Genomic DNA, 25590 nt, shown 5'->3' with positions numbered 1-25590 from the left:
TAATCTTAAAAGTTATGAATCAATAAATACTTTTTTACAATTAGAAAATGTTTCCAGCCAGAAAAACTATATGCTAAGAATGAAAGAAAATAATAATCAGGCTTTAAGGATTTTTAATAGAGGAGAAGGAGCTAAACACAATGTGTATCCAAATGTCAAAGATTATACTAGTGATTTGTTTAATGAAAAGGATTGGAGAAAATTATACTCAAAATATTCTACTGATACTATTAATAAATATTGGAAAAACGAGGATTTTCCAACTTATAAATTTGTGGAAGGAAACAGAAGGCAGCTTTTTACAAATGTTTTTTATGAAAAATACCCACTGCTAAAAGATGTCGAAAATGTTATTGTTTTATCTGAACCTATGTATTATAAAAACAAAAAATATATTATGTTTTTATTTGCAATAGATAATTATGTATATAGCAGTAAACCTCAAATTGTTGTCATAATGAAAAGAGAGGGTAATAAATGGGTTCTAGTTGAAAAAATTGGAGATTATAGTTGTAGCGGTTGTTTATAGGTTTGAATTTTGACAAAGATTAATTTACAAAACCGATTCATTTATTTGAGTAGGTTTTTTGTACATAAAATATTTAAATGCTATTTTTTTTTAAAAGGATATATTTGATGTCTAATCTTTTTCGTAAAATATGATAACTGAAGTTTCAAAAAATTTAGATTCGAGAAAAATGATGATGAAAAAAAAATTAATTTTTTTGATAACTTGTATTTCACTTCTATTTTCTTGTTCTAAAGGAAATAAAGAAACTGGTGTTTTTAAACATGAAGTTAAAAGAGAAATTACTTCAAAAGAAACATCTCGTGTTGAGAGTAATTACAGCAATTATTATAAAGAAGCCAAGCAATACTGCCAAAGAAATAATCTCAATCAAGATCAATTTATTCTAATTGATTTAGGGGTTCATTCGGGTTTGAAAAGGTTTTTTGTTTATGACTTTAAACAGAATGAAATTTCCAAATCATATATAGTAAGTCATGGCTGCGGAGATAATAGATGGGGTGCAACAATGTCAAAAGAGAAAGCGCCAATAAGCAACGAATTTGATTCGCATTGCTCTTCTATTGGCAAATTTGTTGTTCTAGATCGAGGTGTAAGCCAATGGGGAATTAAAGTCAATTATATTTTACAGGGAAAAGATAAATCGAACTCAAATGCCAGAAGTCGTGCTATAGTTTTGCATTCCTGGGACGCAATTTCAGATAATGAAGTTTATCCAAATGGAACACCAGAAGGTTGGGGTTGTCCAGCTGTCTCAAATGAAAGCATGAAAGAAATTGACGAACTTTTAAAACAGAATAAAAAAGTTTTAATGTGGATTATAAAAACATAATTACTGCTCCTTAAAACTACTGCACTCTAAACTTTTCTCTGTACTCTATAGGTTTCATTCCAACCATTTTATAAAATACTTTTCTAAAAGCTTTTGGATCGTTGTATCCGGTTTTTTCGATAATTTCAGAAATCGAAAGTTGCGTTTGCTCCAGATATTTCTTAGAACTTTCGACTCTAACATTTTGTAAATATTCAATTGGCGGAATTCCTGTGACTTGCTTAAATCGGCGTGTCATATTTCTTGCACTTGTGGGAATATCTTTTGTGATTTCTTCTAATTTTTCGATAGTGCTGTATTGATTTTCAATTTTTTGCTGTAACATGGCAACCAAAGTGTCGTTGTGCAAGTGATTGGGTCTAAAAGTGCTGAAATAACTCTGCTTGTATCGGTTTAAATCAATGGAGAAAATCTTGGCAATTTGAACAGCAATCTCGTTTCCACAATATTTCTGCACCAAAAGAATCAACAAATGAAAAGTTGAAGTGGAGCCTCCGCTGGTGTATAAACTGCCATCGGCGGTTAAAGTTTCTTCGGGTTTTAATTTGACCATCGGAAAAGCTTTTGTAAAAGCACTGCAAGCGTCAACGTGCGTTGTGGCCAATTTTTCGTTTAACAATCCTGAAGCCGCAAACAAAAAAGCACCAGTACAGAAACTTGCCAATTCGGCACCAGATTGATGCTGCTTTTTCAGCCACGGAATAAAGTTTTTGTTCTTCACAATCATTTCGCTCATATTATCAGTCGTAAATGCGGGAATCAAAATGAGTTCAAGAATTTCATTAGAATTTTCAATTGGGTTTACTTCATATCCAAATAAACGTTTCTCATTGATTTGTTCAGCAGATTGGAAAAGCATAATTTGAAAAGGTTTTCCATCTTCTTTAGTGATTTTATTAGCCGTTTCAAAAACTTCTAAAATAGCGGCTATACTTAATAACTTATAGTCATGGGGTACAATTAAACCTACTTTCTTACTCATGATATTTTTGGTTTTTTGGAAAATGATTCAATACAAAAATAAGTATTTTGTCTTAAATGCCCCTAAAAATGACTTTTAATGTATCTCAAAGCTTATTGTAATATTTTAAATTTGCTTTAAATAATTTGTAATTTTATAAAGAACTAAGTGCAATTTTAATAGAAACATAATGATAACAGTACAAAATAAGATTAACGCATCAATAGATAAAGTTTGGGATTTTTGGACATTGCCTGAACATATTACTAAGTGGAGTTTTGCTTCTCCGGAATGGCATACGCCTCATGCTGAAAATGATTTGAGAGAAGGCGGGAAATTTTCGTCTACTATGGCTGCAAAAGATGGCAGCATGAGTTTTGATTTTGGAGGTGAATATACCTTGGTAGAGAAAAACAAAGCAATTGAATATGTTTTGGAAGATGGAAGAAAGGTTGAAATCAGTTTTGCAGAAACTCCAAACGGAATTGAATTGATTCAGAAATTCGATCCTGAGACACAAAATCCGGAAAATTTCCAGCAACAAGGTTGGCAAGCAATTTTGGATAATTTTAAAAATTACGCAGAAGCGAATTAGTTTTTTTTAGGTTCATAGAGGCAAAGTGACAAAAGTTCAAAGTGTTTTTATGTGACTTATATGGTGAAATAACTTAAAATATCAAAAAATGACAAAACAAATTTGGCTGAATTTGCCGGTGAAAGAGGTGGCAAAATCAAAAGCTTTTTTTTCGAAAATAGGTTTCTCTTTTAATGAAGAACATGACACGCCAAGTTCTACTTGTATGGTGGTGGGTGAAGGAAAATTTGTAGTAATGCTTTTTGAAGAATCTTTATTTGCCAGTTTCTCTCAAAACAAACTGACAGATACACAATCAAGTTCAGAAGTTCTGATTTCGATTGATGCGGAAAGTATTGCGGAAGTTGACGAGTTGGCTAGAAAAATCAAAGAAGCCGGTGGAAATGTTTTTGCTCCTCCAGCCGAAAGTCAAGGTTGGATGTATGGTTGTGGTTTTGCAGATTTAGATGGTCATCGCTGGAATGTTTTATTTATGGATTTTAGTAAATTATCTTAATTATGGAAACGTTGGAATTTAAAGTAAGAATAAAATCTCCTGCTCAACGAGTTTGGGATGTTTTATGGAACGACGAAACATATAGAGAATGGTCAGGAACATTCTGCGAAGGTTCATATGCGATAAGTGATTGGAATGAAGGTGATAAAATACATTTTCTTTCTCCAAATGGAGACGGAATGAATAGTATTATTGAAACGAAAACGCCAAAGGAGTATATGGCTTTTAAGCACTTAGGAGAAATAAAAGATTTTAAAGAATTACCCCTTGACGACGAAACCAAAAAATGGACCGGCGCAATGGAAACCTATCGACTCACTCAAGACGACGAGTTTACAGATTTGACAGCTCAGGTTGATGTGGTCGAAAAATACATCGATTATTTTAAAGAAGCTTTCCCGAAAGGATTAGAAAAGGTAAAAGAATTATCAGAAAAATAAAAAAAAACATCAATAATAAAAATAAAAACAAACAACAAAAATAAAATATCATGACAACAGTAAATCCTTATTTAATTTTTAACGGAAATTGCGAAGAAGCATTTTTGTTTTACAAATCAGTTTTTGGAGGTGAGTTCCCTTACATCGGAAAATTTAAAGATATGCCTGCAGAAGAAGGCTGCGCTCAAGTATCAGAGAAAGATGCTAATAGAGTAATGCACGTTTCATTACCAATTGGAAATACTATTTTAATGGGAAGTGATAGTAACGAGCAATCAGGAGATGTAGCTTTTGGAGGAAACTTTTCAATTTCGATAAATGTAGAGAGTGCGGCAGAAGCAGATAGAATTTTTAACGGACTTTCAGTAAACGGAACTGTTTTTATGGCAATGAATAAAACGTTTTGGGGAGCTTATTTCGGAATGTTCAAAGACAAATTTGGCGTAAGCTGGATGGTTAATTTTGATGAAAATCAGCCGGGGTAAGAATCAAAAAGTTATGTTATTGCAATAGTGAAACATAATTGTTAAATTATTTGAAAAAGCACATTTTTATGTGCTTTTTCTTTTCAAAAAAACGAACAATATTCTTTTTTATCAACGATAGATTGCCGATTTTTGTCGCTTCTTAAAAACAATAAAGATAAAATGGCAGCAGAAGATAAAGAGATTATTTTATTAAAAGTTTCAGGTCATGATAAACCAGGAGTTACAGCTGGTTTAACAGCAGTATTAGCTACTTACGATGCTATAATTTTGGATATAGGACAAGCCGATATTCATGATACACTTTCTTTAGGAATTTTATTCGAAATTCAAGCAGGTTCAACTTCGGGACCGGTTCTAAAAGATTTATTGTTTAAAGCGTACGAATTAGAAGTTAAGGTTAAGTTTATTCCAATTTCTATCGATGATTACGAAAAGTGGGTAAAAACACAATCGAAACAACGCTATATCGTAAATATTTTAGGCGAAAAGTTAGCCGCTTCTCAATTGGCAGCAGTAGCTAAATTATTGTCAGATCAAAACTTAAATATCGTTTCTATTATAAGATTAACAGGTAGAACATCTGTTGTCGAAGAAGAAGAATATCCTCGTTCTTGTATACAATTATCCCTAACAGGAGATGTTGTAGATAAAATTGCTATGACAGCAAGTTTCATGGAAATTTCAAGAACCTTAAATGTTGATATATCGTTTCAGGAAGATAATATTTATAGAAGAAACAGACGTTTGGTTTGCTTCGATATGGATTCAACGTTAATTCAAACTGAAGTTATCGATGAACTGGCAGAACTAAATGGAGTAGGAGAACAAGTTCGCGCCATCACAGAATCTGCAATGAACGGCGAAATAGATTTCAACGAAAGTTTCAAACAGCGCATGGCGCTGCTTGAAGGTTTGAGCGAAGATGTTTTGCAAAATGTTGCCATCAATTTACCAATTACAAAAGGTGCACATCGTTTGATGAAAGCCTTAAAATATTACGGATATAAAACCGCTATTCTTTCTGGAGGATTCACTTATTTTGGAGAATATCTGCAAAAAGAATTGGGTATCGATTATGTTCACGCCAATCAATTAGAAATAAAAGACGGTAAATTAACCGGTAAATATTTGGGTGATATTGTAGACGGACAAAAGAAAGCCGAATACCTAACAGCAATTGCCGAAAAAGAAGGAATTCACATCAACCAAACTATTGCGGTTGGTGACGGGGCCAACGATTTACCAATGTTAAATTTAGCAGGTTTAGGAATCGCTTTCCACGCAAAACCAAAAGTAAAAGAAAGTGCCTCAACCTCAATTTCGAGTTTAGGACTTGATGGAGTTTTATATCTTTTAGGATACCACGATCGATATATTGATATGATGTAATAAGATTATATTTAAGACATTTTTGTCATCCCGAGGAACGAGGGATCTTTGCAAGAAGCTCGAAATCAAAATAAATAAAATTAAAGATTTGACACAGTTTTGTCATTTCGACGAAGGAGAAATCGCACTAGTAATTCCGCACAGAATGTTGTCAATCTTTGTCGAATCCCGGGTGTGATTTCTCCTTACGTCGAAATGACATACAGAACTTAATAAAAATACAAAACCTAAGCTTTTAATAAAAGCTTAGGTTTTTTTATGGGCATGTCCCTCCAGGTCGGGCTATTCATTTCAATCTTTTGTGCCGAACCCCGGCACAAAAGGATTTTCACTTCTATCCCTCATGCACTCTAGTGGAATTAGCATTTTAAGAGAAAAGGCAATTCAAAAGTGTAGATTTATCTTTTGTAAATATAGTTTTGAATTTGGTTATGTTTACGAGCGGGACACTTACTTGTGTTAGCTAGGGTTATAATTCTTCGTCTAAATATTTTTGAATCTCTGAATCATCTTTCAAATTAATAATTGTGGTTAAATCCCAATCGTTTAATATTAAATCCATTTCATTGCCGATTTTCGATAATATATGTTTTAATTTAGTTTTGGTTTCTGAATTTTCGTGAAATCTAAAGTTATTAATCCAGAAATCATTAACAAAACCATTTTTTAGCGAAATAAATATTTCGGCTTTATCATAAGTGTAAGCAAAGGTGTTTTCGCATTTCCATTTTGTTGGACCATAGCCTTCATAAACTTCGGAAGATTTGTTTAATTCAATGCCCATTAGTATTTTATCGATTTTTTCAAAAGCTATTTTTTTGTCGGCAATTGTTATTGGATTCTCTTTTCGAATATAAACATCTTTAAATCCAAGCCCAATAGAATGTTCTTCTGCAAAATTTTCAATTTGTTTGTTTTCTGTTTTGAGATAAGATAAGTTCTCTCGCGGAAGAAATTCAACTTGATTAAAAAGATCTTCATGAAAATAAACACAATTTTCATGTTGTGTTTCATTGATTTTTTTTCGTCGAAAGAGATTAAATAGGGTCATTATTTTATAATTATTTATTGCAAGATATTTATACTTTAATACCTACATCTCCTTCAACTGTTCCAAATAATCCCTCTGATTCGAAAGTCTCGGGATCTTATGTTGTCCGCCAAGTTTATCACGTTCTTTCAACCAGTCATAAAATAAGTTTTCACGCGCGACATTAATCACTAGAGGATTTAAGGTCATATTATTATGACGTTTGGCTTCGTAATCAGAATTTAAAGTTTGTAAAGTTTCATCCAGAACTTTTTGGAAAAGCCCAACATCAGCAGGTTTTTTCTTGAATTCAATCATCCATTCGTGAGCACCTTTTTCTTTGTCTTGCATAAAAATAGGAGCAACCGTATAATCGATAACTTCAGTATGTGTAATTTGACAAGCTTTAGCGATTGCCTGGTCTGTGTTTTCGACCATTAATTCTTCTCCAAAAACATTAATATGATGTTTAGTTCTTCCGGTAACTCTTATTCTATAAGGGTTTAATGAAGTAAAACGAATGGTGTCGCCAATTAAGTAGCGCCATAAACCAGAATTGGTTGTAATAACAATCGCATAGTTTTTATTTAATTCAACATCAGCCAAACGAATCACTTTTTGGTCTGGAGTTCCAAAAGTATCCATTGGGATAAATTCGTAGAAAATGCCGTAATCCAACATCAATAATAAATCGCTGGAATTGTTCAAATCCTGAATGGCGAAAAAGCCTTCAGAAGCATTGTATATTTCGTAATATTTGAAATCTTTGCTAGGTAATATTTTCTTGTATTGTTCTTTGTATGGAGAAAAACTTACACCTCCGTGAAAGTAAACTTCCAGATTTGGCCAGATTTCAAGTAGACTCTCTTTTCCTGTATTTTCTAAAACTTTATTCATTAAAACCAACATCCACGACGGAACTCCGGCAAAGCTGGTTACATTTTCGTTTTTGGTTTCATTAATGATGGCAGCAATTTTTGCTTCCCATTCGCTCATTAACGAGGTTTTGTTGCTTGGCGTACTGCTAAATTCAGCCCAAATAGGCATGTTCTCAATTAAAATAGCCGATAAATCGCCAAAGAAAGTATTGTTGTTTTCGTAAATCTGAGAGCTTCCGCCTAAGCGGAGACTTTTTCCTAAAAACAATTCCGAATCTTCATTGTTGTTCAAATACAAACAAAGCAAATCCTTACTTCCTTTATAATGGCAATCTTCAAGAGCTTCATTACTTACAGGAATAAATTTACTTTTGGCATTTGTCGTTCCGCTTGATTTGGCAAACCATTTTATTGGAGTTTCCCAAAATACGCCTTGTTCGCCCTGACGAGTTCGTTCGATTAAAGGCTGGAGTTCTTCATAAGTAGAAATCGGAACTCTTTCAGTAAAAGTCTGATATGAGTTTATCGATTCAAAATCATACTGTTTACCAATAACTGTATTCTCAGAGGCCGTCAATAAATTATGCAATAGTTCTTCTTGAACTTCATTAGGGTATTTTAGAAAAAGTTCTATCTGATGTATCCTTTGTTTCAGGACCCAAGAAGCAAAAGAGTTGATTATTGATAAGGGCATGGAAAGAATTTAAATTTTTGATTGCTGATTTTAGATTTTAAATCTTAGATCATACAGTTGTTGTAAAATCAGAAAATTTAAAATTTGAATATCGATAGACAAATATTAACTTTGTCGTTGTATCAAAAATAGTGTTTTTTTGTAAAGAAAACCATTCTATTTACACGAAAAATTCTATTTCAAGTGAATTTTAAGAATTAAAAATTCGCTATCGGCATAAATCTAAAATTTAAAATCAGCAATCTAAAATCATATGCAATATCAAGGAGTACTTACAAAAATGCAAACTGAAATAGGAAACCCAATTCAATATTATTTGGTTTTTGAAGACAGTTTCTTAAACATGAATCAGTTACTAAACAAAGAGATTGAGATTAACTTTGTAGGTTTTGAATGTTTGAATTGTCATAAAAAGAAAAAGATATACCGTCAGGGTTTTTGCTATGAATGTTTTTATTCAAGTCCGGCAGTTGGTGACTGGATTATGCGTCCGGAGTTAAGTACGGCGCATTTAGGAATTGCAGATCGTGATTTAGAATATGAGCAAAAAGTTCAATTACAGCCACACGTTGTTTATTTGGCTGTAGCCAGCGAAATAAAAGTTGGGGTTACACGCAAAACTCAGGTTCCAACTCGTTGGATAGATCAGGGCGCTACACAAGCCATTGCAATTGTTGAGGTTCCGAATAGATATTTGGCCGGAATTACGGAGGTTGCATTAAAGGATCATTACACCGATAAAACGAATTGGAGAAAAATGCTTCAGAATGCCGGTGAAAATTTTGATCTAATTGCAGAAAAAGCAAAAGTAGAAAGTTTGATCCCGTCAGAAGTCAAAGAATACTTTTATGCTCAAAAAGATGATTTATACGAATTGCAATATCCGGTTTTAAATTATCCAATTAAAGTAGCAAGTTTGAACTTAGATAAATCACCTTCGTTTCAGGGAAAACTTGTTGGAATTAAAGGACAATATTTAATTTTTGAAAACGGAACTGTATTTAATATTCGTGGTTCAGAAGGATATGTTGTCACAATTAACGTCTAGATATTTTGGGTGTTGGTAGAGTGATAATGGTTAACTGTCTAATATATAATCGTTTGTGATATATTTTTTGTAATTTTAAGTCTCTTTTAATAAGCTGTAAATGTGAATGTTGATACATTTGGTTACAATTTTGTAATAATTGCTTATTGGAAGAATTTAATTTTGAAATAAAAGAAAACCTAGTTTTGAGCTAGATAAATCTTTTGATTTTTTTTAAAATTAAGCTAAGACTTTATAATTCTTAAATTATTTAATAGATGAGTATTTTAAACAAAGTAAATCATTATAGGAGGGGCGTAATGCGCAGTCTGACTAAAAACATTGGGAAACCAAAGACGGAGCTCGATATTATCTTGGTGGATAAAACCGAAATTAAAAGAGTTTTAATTTGCAGACCAAATGGAAGATTAGGAAACCTGCTGCTCATTACACCTCTTGTTCAGGAAGTAACAGAAATATTTCCAAATTGTAAAATAGATTTGTTTGTTAAGGGAACGTTAGCTCCAATAATCTTTGAGAATTATAATAGCGTCAATAATATAATTCATTTACCCAAGAAACCTTTCAAAAGCTTAATTAAATATCTTAATGTCTGGGTTTCTATAAAAAGACAAAATTATGATATTGCGATCAACGTTGATCAAAACTCCTCTTCAGGGCGATTGGCAGTCCAGTTTTCTAATGCCAAATATAAATTTTTCGGAGATCTGATAGAAGAATCTCAACTTGTGAAAAATGATTACGAGCATATTGCAAAATACCCCGTTTACAACTTTCGATATTACTTAACAAAACTTGGATTACCACAAAGTAATAAAATAATTGCTCCTGTCGATCTTAAATTATCATCTTCTGAAATTGCTGAAGGAAAGAATATTTTGAATAATTTAGTACACAATTCAAAAAGAACAATTTGCATTTTTACCTATGCAACAGGTGCAAAATGTTTAGCAGAGGATTGGTGGACTAATTTTTATTCACAACTTAAAGAGGAATATAAAGATTTTAATATTGTTGAAATTCTGCCTGTAGAAAATGTTTCGCAAATTGGGTTTATTGCTCCAACATTTTATAGTAAAGATATTCGAGAAATAGGATCTGTTATTGCAAATGCCGATTTGTTTATTGGTGCAGATAGCGGTATAATGCATTTAGCAAGTGCCGTTCAGACGCCAACAATAGGATTGTTTTCTGTTTCAAACATTAAAAAATATGAACCTTATGATAATTGCAGCGTTGGAATAGATGTGAACTTATATGCTAAGAAAGATTACATAAAAACGATCAACTCAATTTTAAATAATGGAAAATTAAATATCTATTCAAAAGCTATCTAAAAATATAGAACAGAAATAAAAAAGAGGCATTCGTTTATTAAAACGAATGCCTCTTTTTAGATTGTAACAGTTTGTTTATTTCTTCTTAAATAAACCATTTATTAAATCACTTGCTTTTTTAGTAACTTCTTGAGTTTTCTGTTCTTTTTCTGTTTTTGCAGCTTGTGTAGTATCTTTAGCTTTTGTGTTTTTATTGATTAAATCATTAAGAGCAGAAGTCCCTTTTTGAGTTAGTTTTTCTTTTTGCTGATTAGCAACTTGAGAAGCTAAACTGCTCACAGCGCTTTTCATATCTGTTGATATTTTGGGATTAGAAAAATTACCTGTAATCATTGCATTTATCGGAATGTTTTGCAGTTTTGCTGCATCAGCAGGAGACATTTTTGCAAGAAAAGCATTGGCTTCATTTCCTAAATATTTTGCTGGAACATCAAGTTTTAGGTTGTAGTTCATTGTTTGGTCAAAACCATGCGTACCACCCACAGTAATTTTAATGTCTTGATATTTAATATCAAATGGTTTTACATTTACTTTACCATTTTCAAAAGTCACGGCTGCTTTAATGTCGTTCAAGTTCACTTTATTCATATCGATAAATTTAATGTTTGAACCTAAAGCATTCAATAAAGTTGAATTTTTAGAATTTATAGTAGTCGAAAGTAATTGACCTAACAAGTCTCCCGAAATTGAATTTAGATCCGGAGTTAATTCCTTATCATTCAAATTTCCATTCAGTTTTATTGTAGAATTCAATTTTCCATTGATGATTCCTGCTATAGGAGCGATTTTTTTCATCATGTCCAATTGCGTAAAAGTTTGCGCAATGTCAACTTGATTAAAACCTAAATTCATATCAAAAGTAGGTACTTTTGTTTTGGTCGAAACCGTTCCTGTTAAACCAATTGTTCCTCCAAAAATAGAGGTTTTAAAATTCTCTAAAGTTGCTTTTTCATCTTTTACAATTAATTTTCCGGAAACATCTTTCAGTTTTAAATTATCATATAAAACAGTTGTTGCTTTAGCGTTTAAAGTACAATTTAAGAAAGCCGGAATTTTCATTGCTTCAGATGGTTTTGCCGCAGTTTCTTTTGTTGCAGGTGCTCCGGCAGTCATAAAATCATCAACAGCCAATTGATTAGAACTCATATTGAAGTTTCCTCTTAGCTCTTGTTTTTTAAACATAAAACCGTAGAAATTTTCTAAAACGCCATTAATACTCAAATCACTTTTTCCGGTCGTAGCATCAAATTTTTTCAAGTTGATTGTACTCGGATTAAACTCTACCAAAGCCGTACTAATGTTCATCGATTTGTTGTTTTCATCAGTATATTTAAATCCTGATAAACTCATAGTTCCGGCATTTTTGATGTTTTGATATTGACTTTTTTCTACAGACGCCATATCAAATTGTGTCGTTACATCAGCTTTTAAAATCCCTGCCAAAGGTTTGTCCATTTTAATTGGATATGCTTTTGAAAGATTGGCTAAATTGATAGTTCCTTTTAAAGCCGCATTCACAAACGGATTTACAGTTATGTTTTTAATATTCGCTTTAGCATTAAAAACGTCCTGATCGATTCTAAAAGAAAGCTTATCGAGATTAACGTAAGTATCATTTAGAATCCCGGTTTCATTAATGATTTTAGTATCGATTACAATATTCTGAACTGATTTTGGTAAGTTAGGATATTGAAAAGAAGCATTGTTTGATGCAATTTTAATATTAAATTTAGGAACAGTTGTATCTGTTAATTGACCTTTCGCAAAACCCGCTACAGTAAAATCTCCTGTTGTTTTTACGCCATTTAAACCTGAAGAATAGGCAGAAGGAATCAATCCTAAGAAATTGGTAAATGCTGAGGTTGGGGTTTTAAATTTTAAATCATAATTCTGACCCGCATCAACCATCTGAATAAATCCGTCAAACTCTAAAGGCAATTGATTGATCAAAGCTTTGTTTTCTTTAAAAGTATATTTGCTTTGTTCTAAATCAATTCCTAAAACAGCGTCTAAAGTCAGTTTTACATTTTTCATGTAATTGATTTTATCCATATCCAAAGAAACCTTAGCGGTAGATTTTGTAGTTAAATCCAATTTAGAATTGGTAAAATCTCCGGTTCCTTCGTGGTCTAAACTATCAATAACCATTTTTATTTTAGAACCCTGATCAATATATCTGAAAGTAAAATTCTCAATTTTATAATTCTGAATTTTTAAAGAAAGTGGCTTGCTTTTATCGTCTTTCTCTGTTTTATTCTTGTCTTTTAAGGCAATATCAAAGTTGCCAATACCGTCTTTATTAAAAATAATATTGATTAAACCGTTTGTAGAACTAATTCCCTGAATACTTAATGGTTCATCTTTTCCTTTAAAAAGTTCCTTAATGCTCATTTTTAAGTTCAATTCGCCCAGCGAGACTAAAGTGTCTCCTTCAAAAGGTGCTTTGTTGATGATAACCAATTTTTCGATTCCAACAGTCGCATTTGGAAAATTCTTAAAAAGACTCAAATCAGCTTCAGTAAAACTAACTTTTGCATCAACACTTTCGTTGATTGCTTCAGCAATTTTAGCTTTAATTTGATCTTTAAAGAAATAAGGAATGGCAAATAATGCAGCTACAATAACCACAAGAACAATGGCAGATATTTTTAAAATTTTCTTTAGCATATAAATAAAATTGAGAGTTTAAATTGATAATTGAACCGTGCAAAAATAGTTTTTTTTGATTGAGTTAATTGATAAAGTTTTTATAAAAAGTAAGAATTATACTTAAATTTGTTAAAACTAAAAATCCGCTTGAATATACTTCAAACGGATTTTTAATGGTTTTATGATTTTAATTATTTTTTAATGAAAGAAATAATCTTGTTTGTCATAGTTTCTGAAATCGGTAAGGTTTCATTACTATAACTTTCAAAATTTGCTTTTTGATCGCCATCAACGATTTTCATAATGTGATTCATTTTATCGACAATTAAAAGTTCTGCATTTTTATTGGCTTGTGATAAAAGTTCCGCGTCTTTTACAGTTACCTGCAAATCATTGTTTCCTTGAATAATTAAAACAGGAACGGTTAATTTTTTAATTTCCGTTTGCGGATTGTATTTAAACCATGAAATTAAATACGGCTGAATACTTGGTCTAAAAAGAGAATTAAGCATTGGGTCAACTTTTTTTACATTGTTACCGCTTTTTAGGCTATCAATAATAGGAAAAGTCATATCCTCCAATTGTTTGCTCGATTTTGAAGCAATTTGTGTTTTTATCAACTTGTCTGCAGATTCGCCCGGACCGGCAATCGAAATAAATTTGTCTGCTTTTGCACCGGCAATCATTCCTATTAACGAACCTTCACTATGCCCGATAACAATTACTTCAGAGAAACGTCTGTCTTGTTTTAATAAATTGATCCAGCTTTTTACATCTTCAGTATAATTTTCAAAAACCAAATTTGCTTCAGCTACAGCTGCGGCTTTACTTTCTCCAATTCCTCTTTTATCATATCGCAACGATGCAATTCCGTTTTTTGCTAAAGCTTCAGCCAGCATTTTTAATGAATTATTTTTCATCATCGGATTATTGCCATCTCGGTCTGTTGGCCCAGAGCCGGAAATAATTAATGCAACTGGATATTTCTTTGTTAAACCAGGAGTCGTTAATGTACCGTATATCTCAACTACATTAATCTTTAAAACTAAAGGAGATTCCTTAAAAGTATTTTCACTCTTCTCTTGTGCATTAACAAAGCTTAAGAATAAAACAGTCAGAAAGACAAATATTTTTTTCATTTTCGAACAGAATTATTTGATATTTAACCCAAAAGGCAGAATTGCCTGAACTCCTTTTTGTTGTTGAAGTCTTTTAACTTGCTCAATAAGCATATAGTTTTCTTCGCCAATTTCTTCTTTAATAAAAGCTTCTTTTGATTGCGCAAAAGGAAGATTAGAAAGAAGATCGTTGAATGTTTTTTCGTACTCAGGATAATTTTGCGTGCTATAGTCTTTGATTTTAGCAATTTTAGCAGCTTCGGCAATAGCATCATTTAATCCTCCAATTTTATCAACCAAACCAATTTTAAGAGCTTCAGTTCCTGACCAAACTCTTCCTTGTGCAATCGCGTCAACTTGTGCAAAAGTCATTTTTCGGCCTTCGGCAACATGAGTTACAAAAGTGTTGTAGATATGTTCAACTCCTTCTAGAGTAAAAGCTTTAAACTTTTCATCAACTGGTACAAACGGACTATAATTAGCTGCGTTTTCGTGTGTTTTTACTTGTTCTGTATTAATTCCTAATTTATTGGCTAAAGGGCTAAAATTCGGTAAAATTCCAAATACTCCAATAGAACCCGTAATGGTATTGCTTTCAGCGAAAATTTTGTTAGCATTACATGCAATATAATAACCACCTGAAGCAGCATAATTACCCATAGAAACCACAACAGGTTTGACTTTCTTAGTAATTTCAATTTCTCTCCAGATTAAGTCCGAAGTTAAAGCACTTCCGCCAGGACTGTCAATTCTAAGAACGATTGCTTTTACATCTTCGTTTTTACGAGCTTCTTGCAAAGAACGACGCATAGAGCCTTCGCCAATTACAGTAACATCTCCTTCACCGCTTTGTATTTCGCCTTGAGCGTAAATAATCGCAATTTGATCTGTAGCTGTATTGGTTAATGCAGTTGTAATATTATTTTGAGTATAATCTAAAATCGAAATTTTGTTGTAATCATCATCACCGGTAACTTTCAGTGCTTTTTTTATTGCATTATGATAAACATCTTCATAGGCGATGATATCTATTAAATGTTCTGCTTTTGCCATTTCTGGAGTTCTGGCCAATAAACCATTTGCGATTTCATTTAATTTAGGCAAAGGAATATTTCTACTTTTTGAAATATCAGTCGAAACCGTTGTCCAAAGTGAATTTAAAAGTGCAGTTACTTGCTCTCTATTGGCATCACTCATTTTATTTTCTAAAAAGGGTTCAACAGCACTTTTGTATTTTCCGTGGCGAATCACTTCCATATGAACACCAGATTTATCCTGGAAATCCTTAAAGAACATCACTTCAGACGAAAGTCCTTTAAAATCTAAATCTCCCGCAGGATTTAAATAAATAGTGTTGGCGACAGAGTTTAGGTAATATTCTTTTTGAGAATAAGTATTTGCATATGCCCAAACGAATTTACCGGATTTCTTGAAGCTTTCAAGTGCGTTTCTTAAATCTTTATATTGAGCTAATCCCAATGAAGATTCATCGTTTAAGATCGAAATCCCTTTAATGTTTTCATCAGTTTTTGCGGCCTCGATCGCATTGATAACGTCTGTTAGTCCAATTCCTTTTTTATCAGAAAAAACAGTTACCCAAGGGTCTTTGTATTTTCCGGCATAATCATTTTGAATTTGTTTTAAATTTAATTCTATAACAGAATCATTTTTGACTGAAACAGAATCGTCCCCGCCAAAGATTGCTCCAATCAGAATTACTCCAAAAAAGAAGAGCATAATAAATACAAAAATACCAATAACAGTGGCAATTACATTTCCTAAAAACTTCATAATAATATTTTTTTAATAAGTAGTAAAAAAGGTTGGTTTGTTACAAATGTAATCTAAAAACGAATTAATTCCTTTATATGAATTGATGAAATATTTGTGGTATTTGCATTTTTATGTTTAATATTAAGGCATGGTGTTTGTAAGATATGTATTGTTTAAAACAGGCTTTTTTATATTTAAAAACATAACCTCCTGCATTATGAAAGAAAAAAATACGCTATTATATCTTTTGTTCCTTATGAGTTTTTGCGCCAGCGCTCAAAAAATACAAACTAAAAAAGTAGTCGCCGATAAACAGACAAAGCTGCCACTGGACAAAGTAAATATCTACAATCAAAAAGACAATTCGCTGACGAATGAAGAAGGTGCTTTTTCTTTTGTTTCGGATGTCGATGAACTGAATTTTAGTTTGATTGGTTATGAAAATCTAAAAGTGAGTTTTGAGGAGATAAAAAAGGCGGACACTATTTTTTTGCAAAGTAAAATGATCGAACTTGATGAAGTAGTGGTGGGAAATGAGCAGGCTATAATGAAAAAGGTTTATGCTAAAATGAAAGATAACTACATTTTAGAACCCTATAATGAAAACTTCTTTTTAAGATGTATTTTGAAAAGAAATGATGAAATAGCAAGGTTGCAGGATATTTATGGTAAAGTGTCACGGAAAAGTATTTTTAAAACAAAAACGCAACCTGATAATAAATGCGAAGTTGAGATTTTGAATATGAGAAAAGTTGGGATTTCTGATAAAGAAGATTTTATATATTTTAAATTTCAAAGTTTTGAAAAATTATTCGATTTGAATGCTTTAATATCTCTGGCACTTGATGATTTTGAGCTTACTCAGGAAAAAAATATAGCAGCTGATTATTTGAAAATTAGTTTTGTTAAAAAAGAGACTAATCAGATGGGGCAAAAAACAAGCGGTTATTTTATCATTAATAAGTCAGATTATGCAATAGTTGAGACTTATTTTGATTTTTATGATGATCCGGATAAAGTTCCGTTTCAAAAAGACGGAAAGGTAGAATACCGAACAATCCGTTTTAAACGAACTTCGAATTATAAAAAAATGGTAGTGTCAATAAGTATTATTTAAGCAATGCTAATTCAGATGTTAGGGTAGAATTACTTGAAAATGATAAAGTAAAGAAGGCGTACTACGATTATTCAACCCGCTTTTTTGTGACCAATAGTTTTATTGCAGACAAAGCAAAATCAAATCTTTCGATGGATAAAGATATTTTTAAAGTAAAATATCCCTATTCAGAGCAATTTTGGAAAAATCAAAATCAATTGCCGCTAACAAATGATTTAAACAATTTTTTAAAAAAGGTTTCAGAAAACAAAGACAACAAGAAAGAGTTTGATATAGTTGGAAACTTCTGATTCTTGAACTAAATAATGTACTTAATTCTAAAATAGTTTTAGTTAATTTGCATTAATTATGAAGTCACAGCATCAAGTCGTTTTATCTATAGGCAGTAATCAGGGAAACAGGTTAGCAAACATCGAAAGTTGTATCGATTTGATACATCAGGAAGTGGGAACCGTAATAAAAGTTTCGCGATTATATGAAACTCCGGCTTGGGGTTTTGAAAGTGACGCTTTTTATAATTGCGCATTGGTTCTGCACACCAATTCATCGGCCCAAAAAATATTGAATCAGGTTCTGAAAGTTGAAAAACAATTAGGCAGAATCCGATCAAATCAGGAAGGTTATCAATCACGTCTTATTGATGTTGATTTGATTTTTTTTGATGATGAGATTATTGAGTCTGAAAAATTGCAGGTTCCGCATCCGTTAATGCAAAACAGAAAATTCGTTTTATTGCCGATGCAAGATTTGAATATAGATTGGAAACATCCTGTTTTTCAGAAATCTATTTCAGAGTTAATTGCAATTTCTCCGGATGATAGTATTTGTAAAGTGGTTCAGACTTTAAAGAATCCGCTCCAGGAAATTACACTTGAGAACTTTAATTATATTGCTTTTGAAGGGAATATTGGGGCAGGGAAAACTACTTTGGTACAAAAGATTGCAGAAGATTTTAATGCTAAAACAGTTTTAGAGCGTTTTGCAGACAATCCTTTTTTACCTAAATTTTATAAAGATCAAAATCGATACGCTTTTCCGCTTGAAATGTCTTTTTTGGCAGATCGTTATCAGCAATTATCAGATGATTTAGCCCAGTTTGATTTATTCAAGGATTTTATCGTCGCCGATTACCATATTTTCAAATCATTGATTTTTGCTAAAATTACTCTTGCAGAAGATGAATACCGTTTGTACCGAAACTTATTTGATATTATATATAAAGAAATGCCAAAGCCTGATTTGTATGTTTATTTATATCAAAATACAGCACGTTTACTTCAAAATATCAAGAAGCGAGGAAGGAATTACGAGCAAAATATAGAAGCCGATTATTTAGATAAAATTAATAATGGGTACTTAGAGTATATAAAGACACAAACAGATTTGAACGTTTTGATAATCGATGTTTCAGATCGTGATTTTGTAAAAAAACACGAAGATTACCTGTTTATCTTAAACGAAGTTCAGAAGAAGTTGAACTAATGTGTCAATTAGAAAATGTGTTAATTAGATAATTGTTTACAATGTTTTAAGCAATTTTCTAATTTTCAAATTGACTCATTTTCTAATTAAATTTATCTTTTTAACGAAAAATGACCTCTTAAAATGGGGTGGTTATTATCGATCTTCATTGCATACCAATAATCAGACGCAGGCAGTGGAGTTTTATTAAAAGTTCCGTCCCAACTCATTTTAGAACTGTTTAATTGCGCTACAAGTTTTCCGTATCGATCAAAAATAGTGATTTGTGCTTGAGGGTAATTTTCCATTCCCGTAACTTCCCATAAGTCATTAAATGAATCGTTATTTGGAGTAAAAAAATCAGGAAAAACAATTACAACAAAGTTTAAAGTAGTACCTCCACAGCCATTTTTTTCTTGAACAAATGCAGTTCTTAGTCCGGCAGGAACATTGTAGAAAACATTAGAGTCCTGAAAAGTTAATCCATCAACAGAATATTCATAATAATCAGCATCTTTGGTAAGGTAAATAGTAGCCTGAGTTCCGTTAACATCCACCCGTGCAATTTTTGGGCTTAAGTGTTCGTCAACAATAATTGTTTTTCGGCTTGTACAATTTTCTGGCGCTGGGCTTGTAACATCAACAGTATATATTCCTCCGGCTGTAACTGTAATTATTTGAGCAGTTTCGCCAGTATTCCATTTATAAGTCATTCCTGTAATTCCTGCGTCGAGATTAACCTTTTCAGATTGACATAATATTACAGTTTCATCAGTAACTACTGGCGGTGTATAAATGGTGATATTTACCGGAGTACGATTTGTATTGATACAGCCATTGTTTGAAGCTTCGGCGTAATAGGTTGTGTTTGCTGAAATTACAGGTGTCGAAAAACTATTTCCTGTGTAAAGACTTGTGCCTCCCGTCGAAGTTGTAAACCAATTAATAAGACCAATATTTGTACTGGCCTGAATGATTATAGATCCAGGTCCGCAATTTGTATACGTTGAGTTAGTTGCAACGGGTGCATCAGGTGTCTTGTTTATAGTAACAATAACTGATTTTCGATTTAACTCGCAACTGGCATCAACATAATATGTTGTTGTGGTTGTTATTGTTGGAGTAGTGTACGTGTTTCCTGTGCCTAATAGAGTTCCGCCAGTTGCAGCATCGTACCAGCTAATTGTTGCACCGGGAGTTACAGTGGCAGTCAATGTAAAGGTGCCGGAATCGCAAACTGGACTTGGATTTGGTCCAGGGGTTATAGCTGGAATTGTGATTTTAGTACTTGCGGCAATTTCTAAAGGAGTTTCGCCCGGCATTCCGCCATATTCTACAACGTAACCTTTTGGTTGATAATTCCCGGAAATATCTCCAGTGTTCGATAAATCGTTCCAAGATCCTTTAATTCCAACTCCTGGCTGAGTGATGTGAGCATAATCTTCATTTCCCTGATTGTTTGGTTCGCCAGTATTCCAGAAAGCAAAATTGGGTGTTGATCCATTAGCTGTTCCGTTCCAAAAAATGGTTCCGGCTTCAGGTCCCGTAACCCATTTCCAGACTCCTTCAGTTTCAGCATCGCTTCCGCCAATCCATCCGGTTCCAGAGGCTTGTTCACCAATTAATTTGGCTTCATCAGCAGATAATATAGTAGCTAGATATCCTTTAAGTCCATAGTAAGTACCTGCTTCAGCTGCTGCTTTTGCTGCAGTCCATGTTATGCCAATGCTGGGAACAAATAAGTAAAAGTGTTGCGTAGAAGGTAAAAAATTAGCTTGTCCAATTGTTATAGAAAAAGTTCTTGTGCCAGAAGCTGTGGCTGAAGAATTAGAAAATACAACATCTTTGATAGCTGCTTCTAAATCAGAGTATAGAATATCTCCTCCGGTTGAATTTGTTAATGTCAATTTTCCGGCAACAGGATCCCAGCTCGTTACGATTGTCGAATGTGCACCGATATTAGTAAGTTCCAATTTATCCAAGCCACTAGAATATCCTGATGAAATTTGAATATATCCAGCTTTAGTTCCCAGTTCTAAAGGGTCATGTTTGATTTCAATAGAGGTGACAATATTGATAGTGCTTTGTGGGCAATAAAATTGATCTCCCGAAGCTTTGATTATAGGAGGAGTTATCGCAAAATTTGTCTTTGCGGTATTTTTTTTGCTTGATTTTAGGGTGTCATTATTTATAACAACCGCATTTTTATTTAGAGTTTTAATCTTCTCATTTGCATAAGACTGATTAAAACAAAAAACGAAAAACAAAAATGATATTATTAAGAAATTAATATTTTTCATTTCATAAAAGTATCAATTTTATAATAACAAAAAAATATATTTCATATTCTAACATATAAAGTTAGAATTTAATATAAAATAACATTTTGGAAAATTTAAGTATTGCTTGGCCAATTTAACTTTTGAAACAAATCCCAGACTACAATTCCGGCACTTACCGCGATATTTAAAGAATGCTTGGTTCCTAATTGTGGAATCTCAATACAACCGTCACAAATTGCAACGGCTTCCTGTGCTACACCATAAACTTCATTACCAAAAACCAAAGCATATTTTTGATTATTTGCTACTTTAAAATCCTGAAGAAAAACTGAACTTTCAACTTGTTCAATGGCAAGAGTAAGTACATTTTCTTTTTTAAGATTTTCAATAACTTCCAGTACATTCTCATGGTGTTCCCATGCTACAGTTTCTGTGGCACCAAGAGCAGTTTTATGAATTTCTTTATTAGGAGGCGTTGCTGTAATACCACATAGAATTATTTTTTCAATCAAAAATGCGTCAGCAGTTCTAAATACAGATCCAATATTGTGTAAACTACGAATGTCATCCAAAACTAAAATTAAAGGTGTTTTGTCTGATTTTTTAAAATCTTCAATTGATTTTCTGTCTAGTTCACTATTTTCAAGTTTTCTCATTTGTGTTGTATTCAGGTCATAAAAAAAGCTTCCAAAGATAAGGAAGCTTTTTCGATTTATTTTATTTTGTTTTTCAGATTAGCTTTTAACAGGATCTGGTAAAACTGTACCTTTAATAGTAAGTACTTTTGTTGGTTGTCCTTCAGCATTAGAAGTAACAGTTACGGTTTTTGTAAAAGCACCAACTCTGTCAGTAGCATATTTTACACCAATAATACCTTTAGCACCCGGAGCGATTGGCTCTTTTGGAGTTGTTGGTACAGTACAACCACAAGATCCTTGAGTGTTAGTAATGATTAATGGTTTAGTTCCGTTGTTTACAAAAACGAACTCACGTTTTCCATCAGCATTGTGAGCGATAGTTCCGTAATCAATAGTTTCTGTTTCGAAAGCCATTCCAGCTCCTTCAACTTTAGCAGTTTTAGCAGCTTTTTTAGTGCTTTGAGCGTTAGAAGTAGCGATTCCAACTACTGCTAACATAGCAATTAAGATTATTTTTTTCATCTTTTAGAGTCTTTGTTTTTAATTATGAACAAATCTATATAAAATTCTAATATCTCAACTTAAAAATTACTTAAAATATTTTAATTTTTGAAGCCCTTCGATATGCCGCTAAAATATTATAAATTCGCTGTCATAAATTTTCATTTAAAATACAATAATTTGGCAGCGAAAGAGAAAGTGGTGAAAGAAACACCCTTAATGAAGCAGTACAACGAAATCAAGAGAAAATATCCTGATGCATGTTTACTTTTTAGAGTAGGTGATTTTTACGAAACCTTTGGAGAAGACGCTATTAGAGCTTCAAAAATTCTTGGAATAACTTTAACTAAAAGAGGTGCAGGTTCTGAAACTGAGACAGCTTTGGCAGGTTTTCCACATCATTCAATCAATACTTATTTGCCAAAATTAGTTAAAGCAGGTCTTCGCGTTGCAATTTGCGATCAGCTTGAAGATCCAAAAATGACTAAAACTATTGTAAAACGTGGCGTTACTGAACTTGTAACTCCGGGAGTCTCTTTAAACGATGAGGTTTTACAATCAAAAACAAATAACTTTTTAGCATCTGTTTATTTTGCTAATAAAAATATAGGAATTTCTTTTTTAGATGTTTCAACAGGAGAGTTTTTAACAGCTCAGGGAAATGCTGAATACATCGATAAATTGCTGCAGAATTTTAACCCAAGTGAAGTTCTGGTTCCAAAGAATAATAAAGGAGATTTTAAAGCGGCTTTTGGGGATGATTTTCATAGTTTTTACCTGGAAGACTGGATTTATAAAGAAGATTATGCGCTGGAAATTTTAACGAAGCATTTTCAGACCGTTTCATTAAAAGGTTTTGGTGTTGAAGAGCTGAAAGAAGGTATCATTGCTTCAGGTGCAATTTTGTATTATTTGTCCGAAACACAACATAACAGAGTTCAGCATATAACCGCAATTCAGCGTATTGCAGAAGATGCGTATGTTTGGATGGATCGTTTTACAATTCGGAACTTAGAGTTATACCACAGTTATAATCCAAATGCGGTTACACTTTTAGATGTAATAGATCGAACGCTTTCGCCAATGGGAGGACGTTTGTTAAAACGCTGGTTGGCTTTGCCTCTTAAAGATAGTAATAAAATAAAAGGGCGTCACGATGTGGTTTCTTATCTGAAATCAAATCCTGAAGTTTTGCATAATATTCAATATCAAATTAAACAAATTTCAGATTTAGAACGTTTAATTTCTAAAATTGCTGCAGGAAAAGTTTCGCCTCGTGAAATTGTTTATTTGAAAGAATCATTGGATGCTATTATTCCGATCAAAACATTAGCGTTGCAAAGTCCTCAGGAAGCTGTAAAAGTTATTGGAGATAGTTTGCATGCCTGTGATTTGTTGAGAGAAAAAATCAAAGTAACCTTAAATCAAGATGCGCCAGTTGCGATTGCAAAAGGAAATGCAATTGCAAAAGGAATCAGCGAAGAGTTAGACGATTTGCGTGCTATTTCAACCTCTGGAAAAGAATATTTAGAAGGGATTGAAAAAAGAGAATCAGAAAGAACTGGAATTTCTTCTTTGAAAATATCTTTCAATAATGTTTTTGGATATTATATCGAAGTTAGAAATACGCATAAAGATAAAGTTCCAACGGAATGGATTCGTAAACAGACCTTAGTAAATGCAGAACGTTACATTACGGAGGAATTAAAAGAATATGAAACCAAAATTTTAGGTGCCGAAGAAAAAATTCATAAAATTGAATCGGAGCTTTTTGAGCAATTAATTGCCTGGATTGCGACTTATATTAAGCCGGTTCAAATGAACGCTAATTTAGTGGCGCAATTAGATTGTTTGTGTTCATTTACACAATTGGCTGTAGAAAATCAATACGTGTGCCCTGAAATTGATGAAACATTTGAATTAGAAATCAAAAATGGTAGACACCCTGTAATTGAAAAACAATTGCCGGTTGGAACGCCTTATATTGCAAATGATGTTTATTTAGACAGAGAAACGCAGCAGCTTATTATGATCACCGGTCCCAATATGTCCGGTAAGTCGGCTATTTTGAGGCAAACAGCATTGATTGTGTTGTTGGCGCAAATGGGAAGTTTTGTTCCGGCAGATAGCGTGCGAATGGGAATTGTAGATAAAATCTTTACCAGAGTAGGAGCTTCAGATAATATTTCGATGGGAGAATCTACTTTTATGGTCGAGATGAATGAGACGGCATCTATTTTGAATAATATTTCAGATCGTAGTTTGGTTTTGTTAGATGAAATTGGAAGAGGAACCAGTACATATGACGGAATCTCTATTGCGTGGGCTATTGCTGAGTTTTTGCATGAACATCCTTCAAGACCAAAAACCTTATTCGCGACGCATTATCATGAGTTAAACGAAATGACAGAATCGTTGCCAAGAATCCAGAATTATAATGTTGCTGTAAAAGAATTAAAAGATACGGTTCTATTTATTCGTAAACTGGTTAAGGGAGGAAGTGCACATAGTTTTGGAATTCATGTGGCAAAAATGGCGGGAATGCCTCAAATTGTAATTTTGAAGGCGCAAAAGCTTTTAAAGAAATTAGAGAAGAATCATTCAAGCGATGCTTTAAACGGTGTTAAATCTGAGAATGACGAAATGCAAATGAGTTTCTTTAATTTAGACGATCCTTTGTTGGAAGAGATAAAAGAAGAGATCATGAGTCTTGATATAAACGCGATAACACCAGTTGAAGCGTTAATGAAGCTGAATGAAATAAAGAGAATGCTGGTTAAGAAATAAAATCAAAAAAAGTTTTCAAGTTTAAAGTTTAGGTTATCAGAAAGTTATAAAATAAGTGTGATTTTTTTTCGAAAAACGCTTGTGTAATTGAATAAATGTCCTAAATTTGCACTCGCAATACAGAACAAATCAAGTATTGTAGTTCTTACAAGAATTTGAAACGCGAAAATAGCTCAGTTGGTAGAGCGCGACCTTGCCAAGGTCGAGGTCGCGGGTTCGAGCCCCGTTTTTCGCTCAATTACCATATAATGCTCGGATGGTGAAATTGGTAGACACGCTGGACTTAAAATCCAGTGAACAGCAATGTTCGTGCGGGTTCAAGTCCCGCTCTGAGTACTAAAGCCTCTTCTTTTGAAGAGGCTTTTTTTATTGTGTAAACTCGCACAGTGTAAATAAATTTGCGAAGCAAATTTATTTTACAAGAATCTAAGAATCTAAGAATCTAAGAATCTAAGAATCTAAGAATCTAAGAATCTAAGAATCTAAGAATCTAAGAATCTAAGAATCTAAGAATCTAAGAATCTAAGAATCTAAGAATCTAAGAATC

Annotated in this window: 22 protein-coding genes and 2 tRNA genes; 15 read left to right on the top strand and 9 right to left on the bottom strand. The window is 32.7% G+C overall.

The window, feature by feature from the left end; all coding sequences use genetic code 11:
- Positions 1-79 precede the first annotated feature (79 nt).
- Positions 80-529, top strand: a complete 450-nt coding sequence (locus ACHRVZ_RS21010; protein ID WP_395424986.1) for a hypothetical protein — start codon at positions 80-82, stop codon at positions 527-529.
- Between the two features lie 196 nt (positions 530-725).
- Positions 726-1361 (top strand): murein L,D-transpeptidase catalytic domain-containing protein, encoded by a 636-nt coding sequence (locus ACHRVZ_RS21005; RefSeq protein WP_395424985.1) that lies wholly within the window; start codon positions 726-728, stop codon positions 1359-1361.
- A gap of 16 nt (positions 1362-1377) precedes the next feature.
- Here ACHRVZ_RS21005 and ACHRVZ_RS21000 read toward each other — a convergent pair whose 3' ends face one another.
- Positions 1378-2343: a GlxA family transcriptional regulator gene (locus ACHRVZ_RS21000; RefSeq protein WP_395424984.1), complete on the bottom strand. Its 966-nt coding sequence runs from the start codon at positions 2341-2343 to the stop codon at positions 1378-1380.
- Positions 2344-2512: 169 nt separating this feature from the next.
- Between ACHRVZ_RS21000 and ACHRVZ_RS20995 the strand changes: the two genes are divergently transcribed.
- The 5 genes from ACHRVZ_RS20995 to serB all read left to right on the top strand — a co-directional run bounded on the left by ACHRVZ_RS20995 (position 2513) and on the right by serB (position 5730).
- A complete protein-coding gene (locus tag ACHRVZ_RS20995; RefSeq protein ID WP_395424983.1) occupies positions 2513-2917 on the top strand; it encodes an SRPBCC family protein in 405 nt (134 codons plus the stop codon).
- Between the two features lie 88 nt (positions 2918-3005).
- Entirely contained in the window at positions 3006-3413 is a 408-nt protein-coding gene (locus ACHRVZ_RS20990) for a VOC family protein (RefSeq protein WP_395424982.1), read from the top strand.
- 2 nt (positions 3414-3415) lie between these two features.
- The gene (locus ACHRVZ_RS20985; protein ID WP_395424981.1) at positions 3416-3853 is read left to right on the top strand and encodes an SRPBCC domain-containing protein; all 438 of its coding nucleotides are present in this window, start codon (positions 3416-3418) and stop codon (positions 3851-3853) included.
- Between the two features lie 50 nt (positions 3854-3903).
- On the top strand, positions 3904-4338 hold the full coding sequence (locus tag ACHRVZ_RS20980; RefSeq protein ID WP_395424980.1) for a VOC family protein: 435 nt from the start codon (positions 3904-3906) through the stop codon (positions 4336-4338).
- 162 nt (positions 4339-4500) lie between these two features.
- Complete coding sequence (gene serB / locus ACHRVZ_RS20975) at positions 4501-5730, top strand: phosphoserine phosphatase SerB (protein ID WP_395424979.1); 1230 nt, start codon at positions 4501-4503, stop codon at positions 5728-5730.
- Between the two features lie 469 nt (positions 5731-6199).
- Here the strand turns inward: serB and ACHRVZ_RS20970 are convergent, their stop codons facing one another.
- On the bottom strand, positions 6200-6781 hold the full coding sequence (locus ACHRVZ_RS20970) for a hypothetical protein (RefSeq protein ID WP_395424978.1): 582 nt from the start codon (positions 6779-6781) through the stop codon (positions 6200-6202).
- A 42-nt stretch (positions 6782-6823) separates the two neighbouring features.
- Positions 6824-8332 carry a GH3 auxin-responsive promoter family protein gene (locus ACHRVZ_RS20965; RefSeq protein ID WP_395424977.1) on the bottom strand — a complete coding sequence of 503 codons (1509 nt, stop codon included), beginning with the start codon at positions 8330-8332 and terminating at the stop codon, positions 6824-6826.
- A gap of 253 nt (positions 8333-8585) precedes the next feature.
- On the opposite strand from ACHRVZ_RS20965, the gene ACHRVZ_RS20960 reads away from it, so the two are divergent.
- Both ACHRVZ_RS20960 and ACHRVZ_RS20955 read left to right on the top strand, forming a co-directional pair.
- Positions 8586-9380, top strand: coding sequence for a DUF2797 domain-containing protein (locus tag ACHRVZ_RS20960; protein ID WP_395424976.1), 795 nt, complete (start codon positions 8586-8588; stop codon positions 9378-9380).
- A 257-nt stretch (positions 9381-9637) separates the two neighbouring features.
- Complete coding sequence (locus tag ACHRVZ_RS20955) at positions 9638-10717, top strand: glycosyltransferase family 9 protein (RefSeq protein ID WP_395424975.1); 1080 nt, start codon at positions 9638-9640, stop codon at positions 10715-10717.
- Positions 10718-10792: 75 nt separating this feature from the next.
- On the opposite strand, the gene ACHRVZ_RS20950 is transcribed toward ACHRVZ_RS20955, so the two are convergent.
- The 3 genes from ACHRVZ_RS20950 to sppA form a co-directional block, all read right to left on the bottom strand.
- The gene (locus tag ACHRVZ_RS20950; protein ID WP_395424974.1) at positions 10793-13384 is read right to left on the bottom strand and encodes an AsmA-like C-terminal region-containing protein; all 2592 of its coding nucleotides are present in this window, start codon (positions 13382-13384) and stop codon (positions 10793-10795) included.
- Positions 13385-13557: 173 nt separating this feature from the next.
- Positions 13558-14505 carry an alpha/beta hydrolase gene (locus ACHRVZ_RS20945; RefSeq protein WP_395424973.1) on the bottom strand — a complete coding sequence of 316 codons (948 nt, stop codon included), beginning with the start codon at positions 14503-14505 and terminating at the stop codon, positions 13558-13560.
- A 12-nt stretch (positions 14506-14517) separates the two neighbouring features.
- On the bottom strand, positions 14518-16275 hold the full coding sequence (sppA, locus tag ACHRVZ_RS20940) for a signal peptide peptidase SppA (RefSeq protein ID WP_395424972.1): 1758 nt from the start codon (positions 16273-16275) through the stop codon (positions 14518-14520).
- A gap of 199 nt (positions 16276-16474) precedes the next feature.
- On the opposite strand from sppA, the gene ACHRVZ_RS20935 reads away from it, so the two are divergent.
- The 3 genes from ACHRVZ_RS20935 to folK all read left to right on the top strand — a co-directional run bounded on the left by ACHRVZ_RS20935 (position 16475) and on the right by folK (position 18856).
- Entirely contained in the window at positions 16475-17374 is a 900-nt protein-coding gene (locus ACHRVZ_RS20935) for a carboxypeptidase-like regulatory domain-containing protein (RefSeq protein ID WP_395424971.1), read from the top strand.
- 86 nt (positions 17375-17460) lie between these two features.
- Positions 17461-17664, top strand: a complete 204-nt coding sequence (locus ACHRVZ_RS20930) for a hypothetical protein (protein WP_395424970.1) — start codon at positions 17461-17463, stop codon at positions 17662-17664.
- 58 nt (positions 17665-17722) lie between these two features.
- Positions 17723-18856, top strand: coding sequence for a 2-amino-4-hydroxy-6-hydroxymethyldihydropteridine diphosphokinase (gene folK / locus ACHRVZ_RS20925; protein WP_395424969.1), 1134 nt, complete (start codon positions 17723-17725; stop codon positions 18854-18856).
- A 92-nt stretch (positions 18857-18948) separates the two neighbouring features.
- On the opposite strand, the gene ACHRVZ_RS20920 is transcribed toward folK, so the two are convergent.
- The 3 genes from ACHRVZ_RS20920 to ACHRVZ_RS20910 form a co-directional block, all read right to left on the bottom strand.
- Positions 18949-21135 carry a T9SS type B sorting domain-containing protein gene (locus ACHRVZ_RS20920; RefSeq protein WP_395424968.1) on the bottom strand — a complete coding sequence of 729 codons (2187 nt, stop codon included), beginning with the start codon at positions 21133-21135 and terminating at the stop codon, positions 18949-18951.
- Positions 21136-21230: 95 nt separating this feature from the next.
- Positions 21231-21773, bottom strand: a complete 543-nt coding sequence (locus ACHRVZ_RS20915) for an RNA methyltransferase (protein WP_395424967.1) — start codon at positions 21771-21773, stop codon at positions 21231-21233.
- A gap of 78 nt (positions 21774-21851) precedes the next feature.
- On the bottom strand, positions 21852-22277 hold the full coding sequence (locus ACHRVZ_RS20910) for a DUF1573 domain-containing protein (RefSeq protein ID WP_395424966.1): 426 nt from the start codon (positions 22275-22277) through the stop codon (positions 21852-21854).
- Positions 22278-22436: 159 nt separating this feature from the next.
- Between ACHRVZ_RS20910 and mutS the strand changes: the two genes are divergently transcribed.
- The 3 genes from mutS to ACHRVZ_RS20895 all read left to right on the top strand — a co-directional run bounded on the left by mutS (position 22437) and on the right by ACHRVZ_RS20895 (position 25379).
- Positions 22437-25043: a DNA mismatch repair protein MutS gene (mutS, locus tag ACHRVZ_RS20905; RefSeq protein ID WP_395424965.1), complete on the top strand. Its 2607-nt coding sequence runs from the start codon at positions 22437-22439 to the stop codon at positions 25041-25043.
- Positions 25044-25205: 162 nt separating this feature from the next.
- Positions 25206-25278: transfer RNA gene (locus tag ACHRVZ_RS20900), tRNA-Gly, on the top strand.
- Between the two features lie 15 nt (positions 25279-25293).
- A tRNA-Leu gene (locus ACHRVZ_RS20895) sits at positions 25294-25379 on the top strand.
- Positions 25380-25590: the final 211 nt, after the last annotated feature.

Source organism: Flavobacterium sp. FlaQc-57, assembly GCF_044007395.1.
Lineage (GTDB): Bacteria > Bacteroidota > Bacteroidia > Flavobacteriales > Flavobacteriaceae > Flavobacterium.
This window is presented reverse-complemented; position numbering and strand designations above follow the sequence as displayed.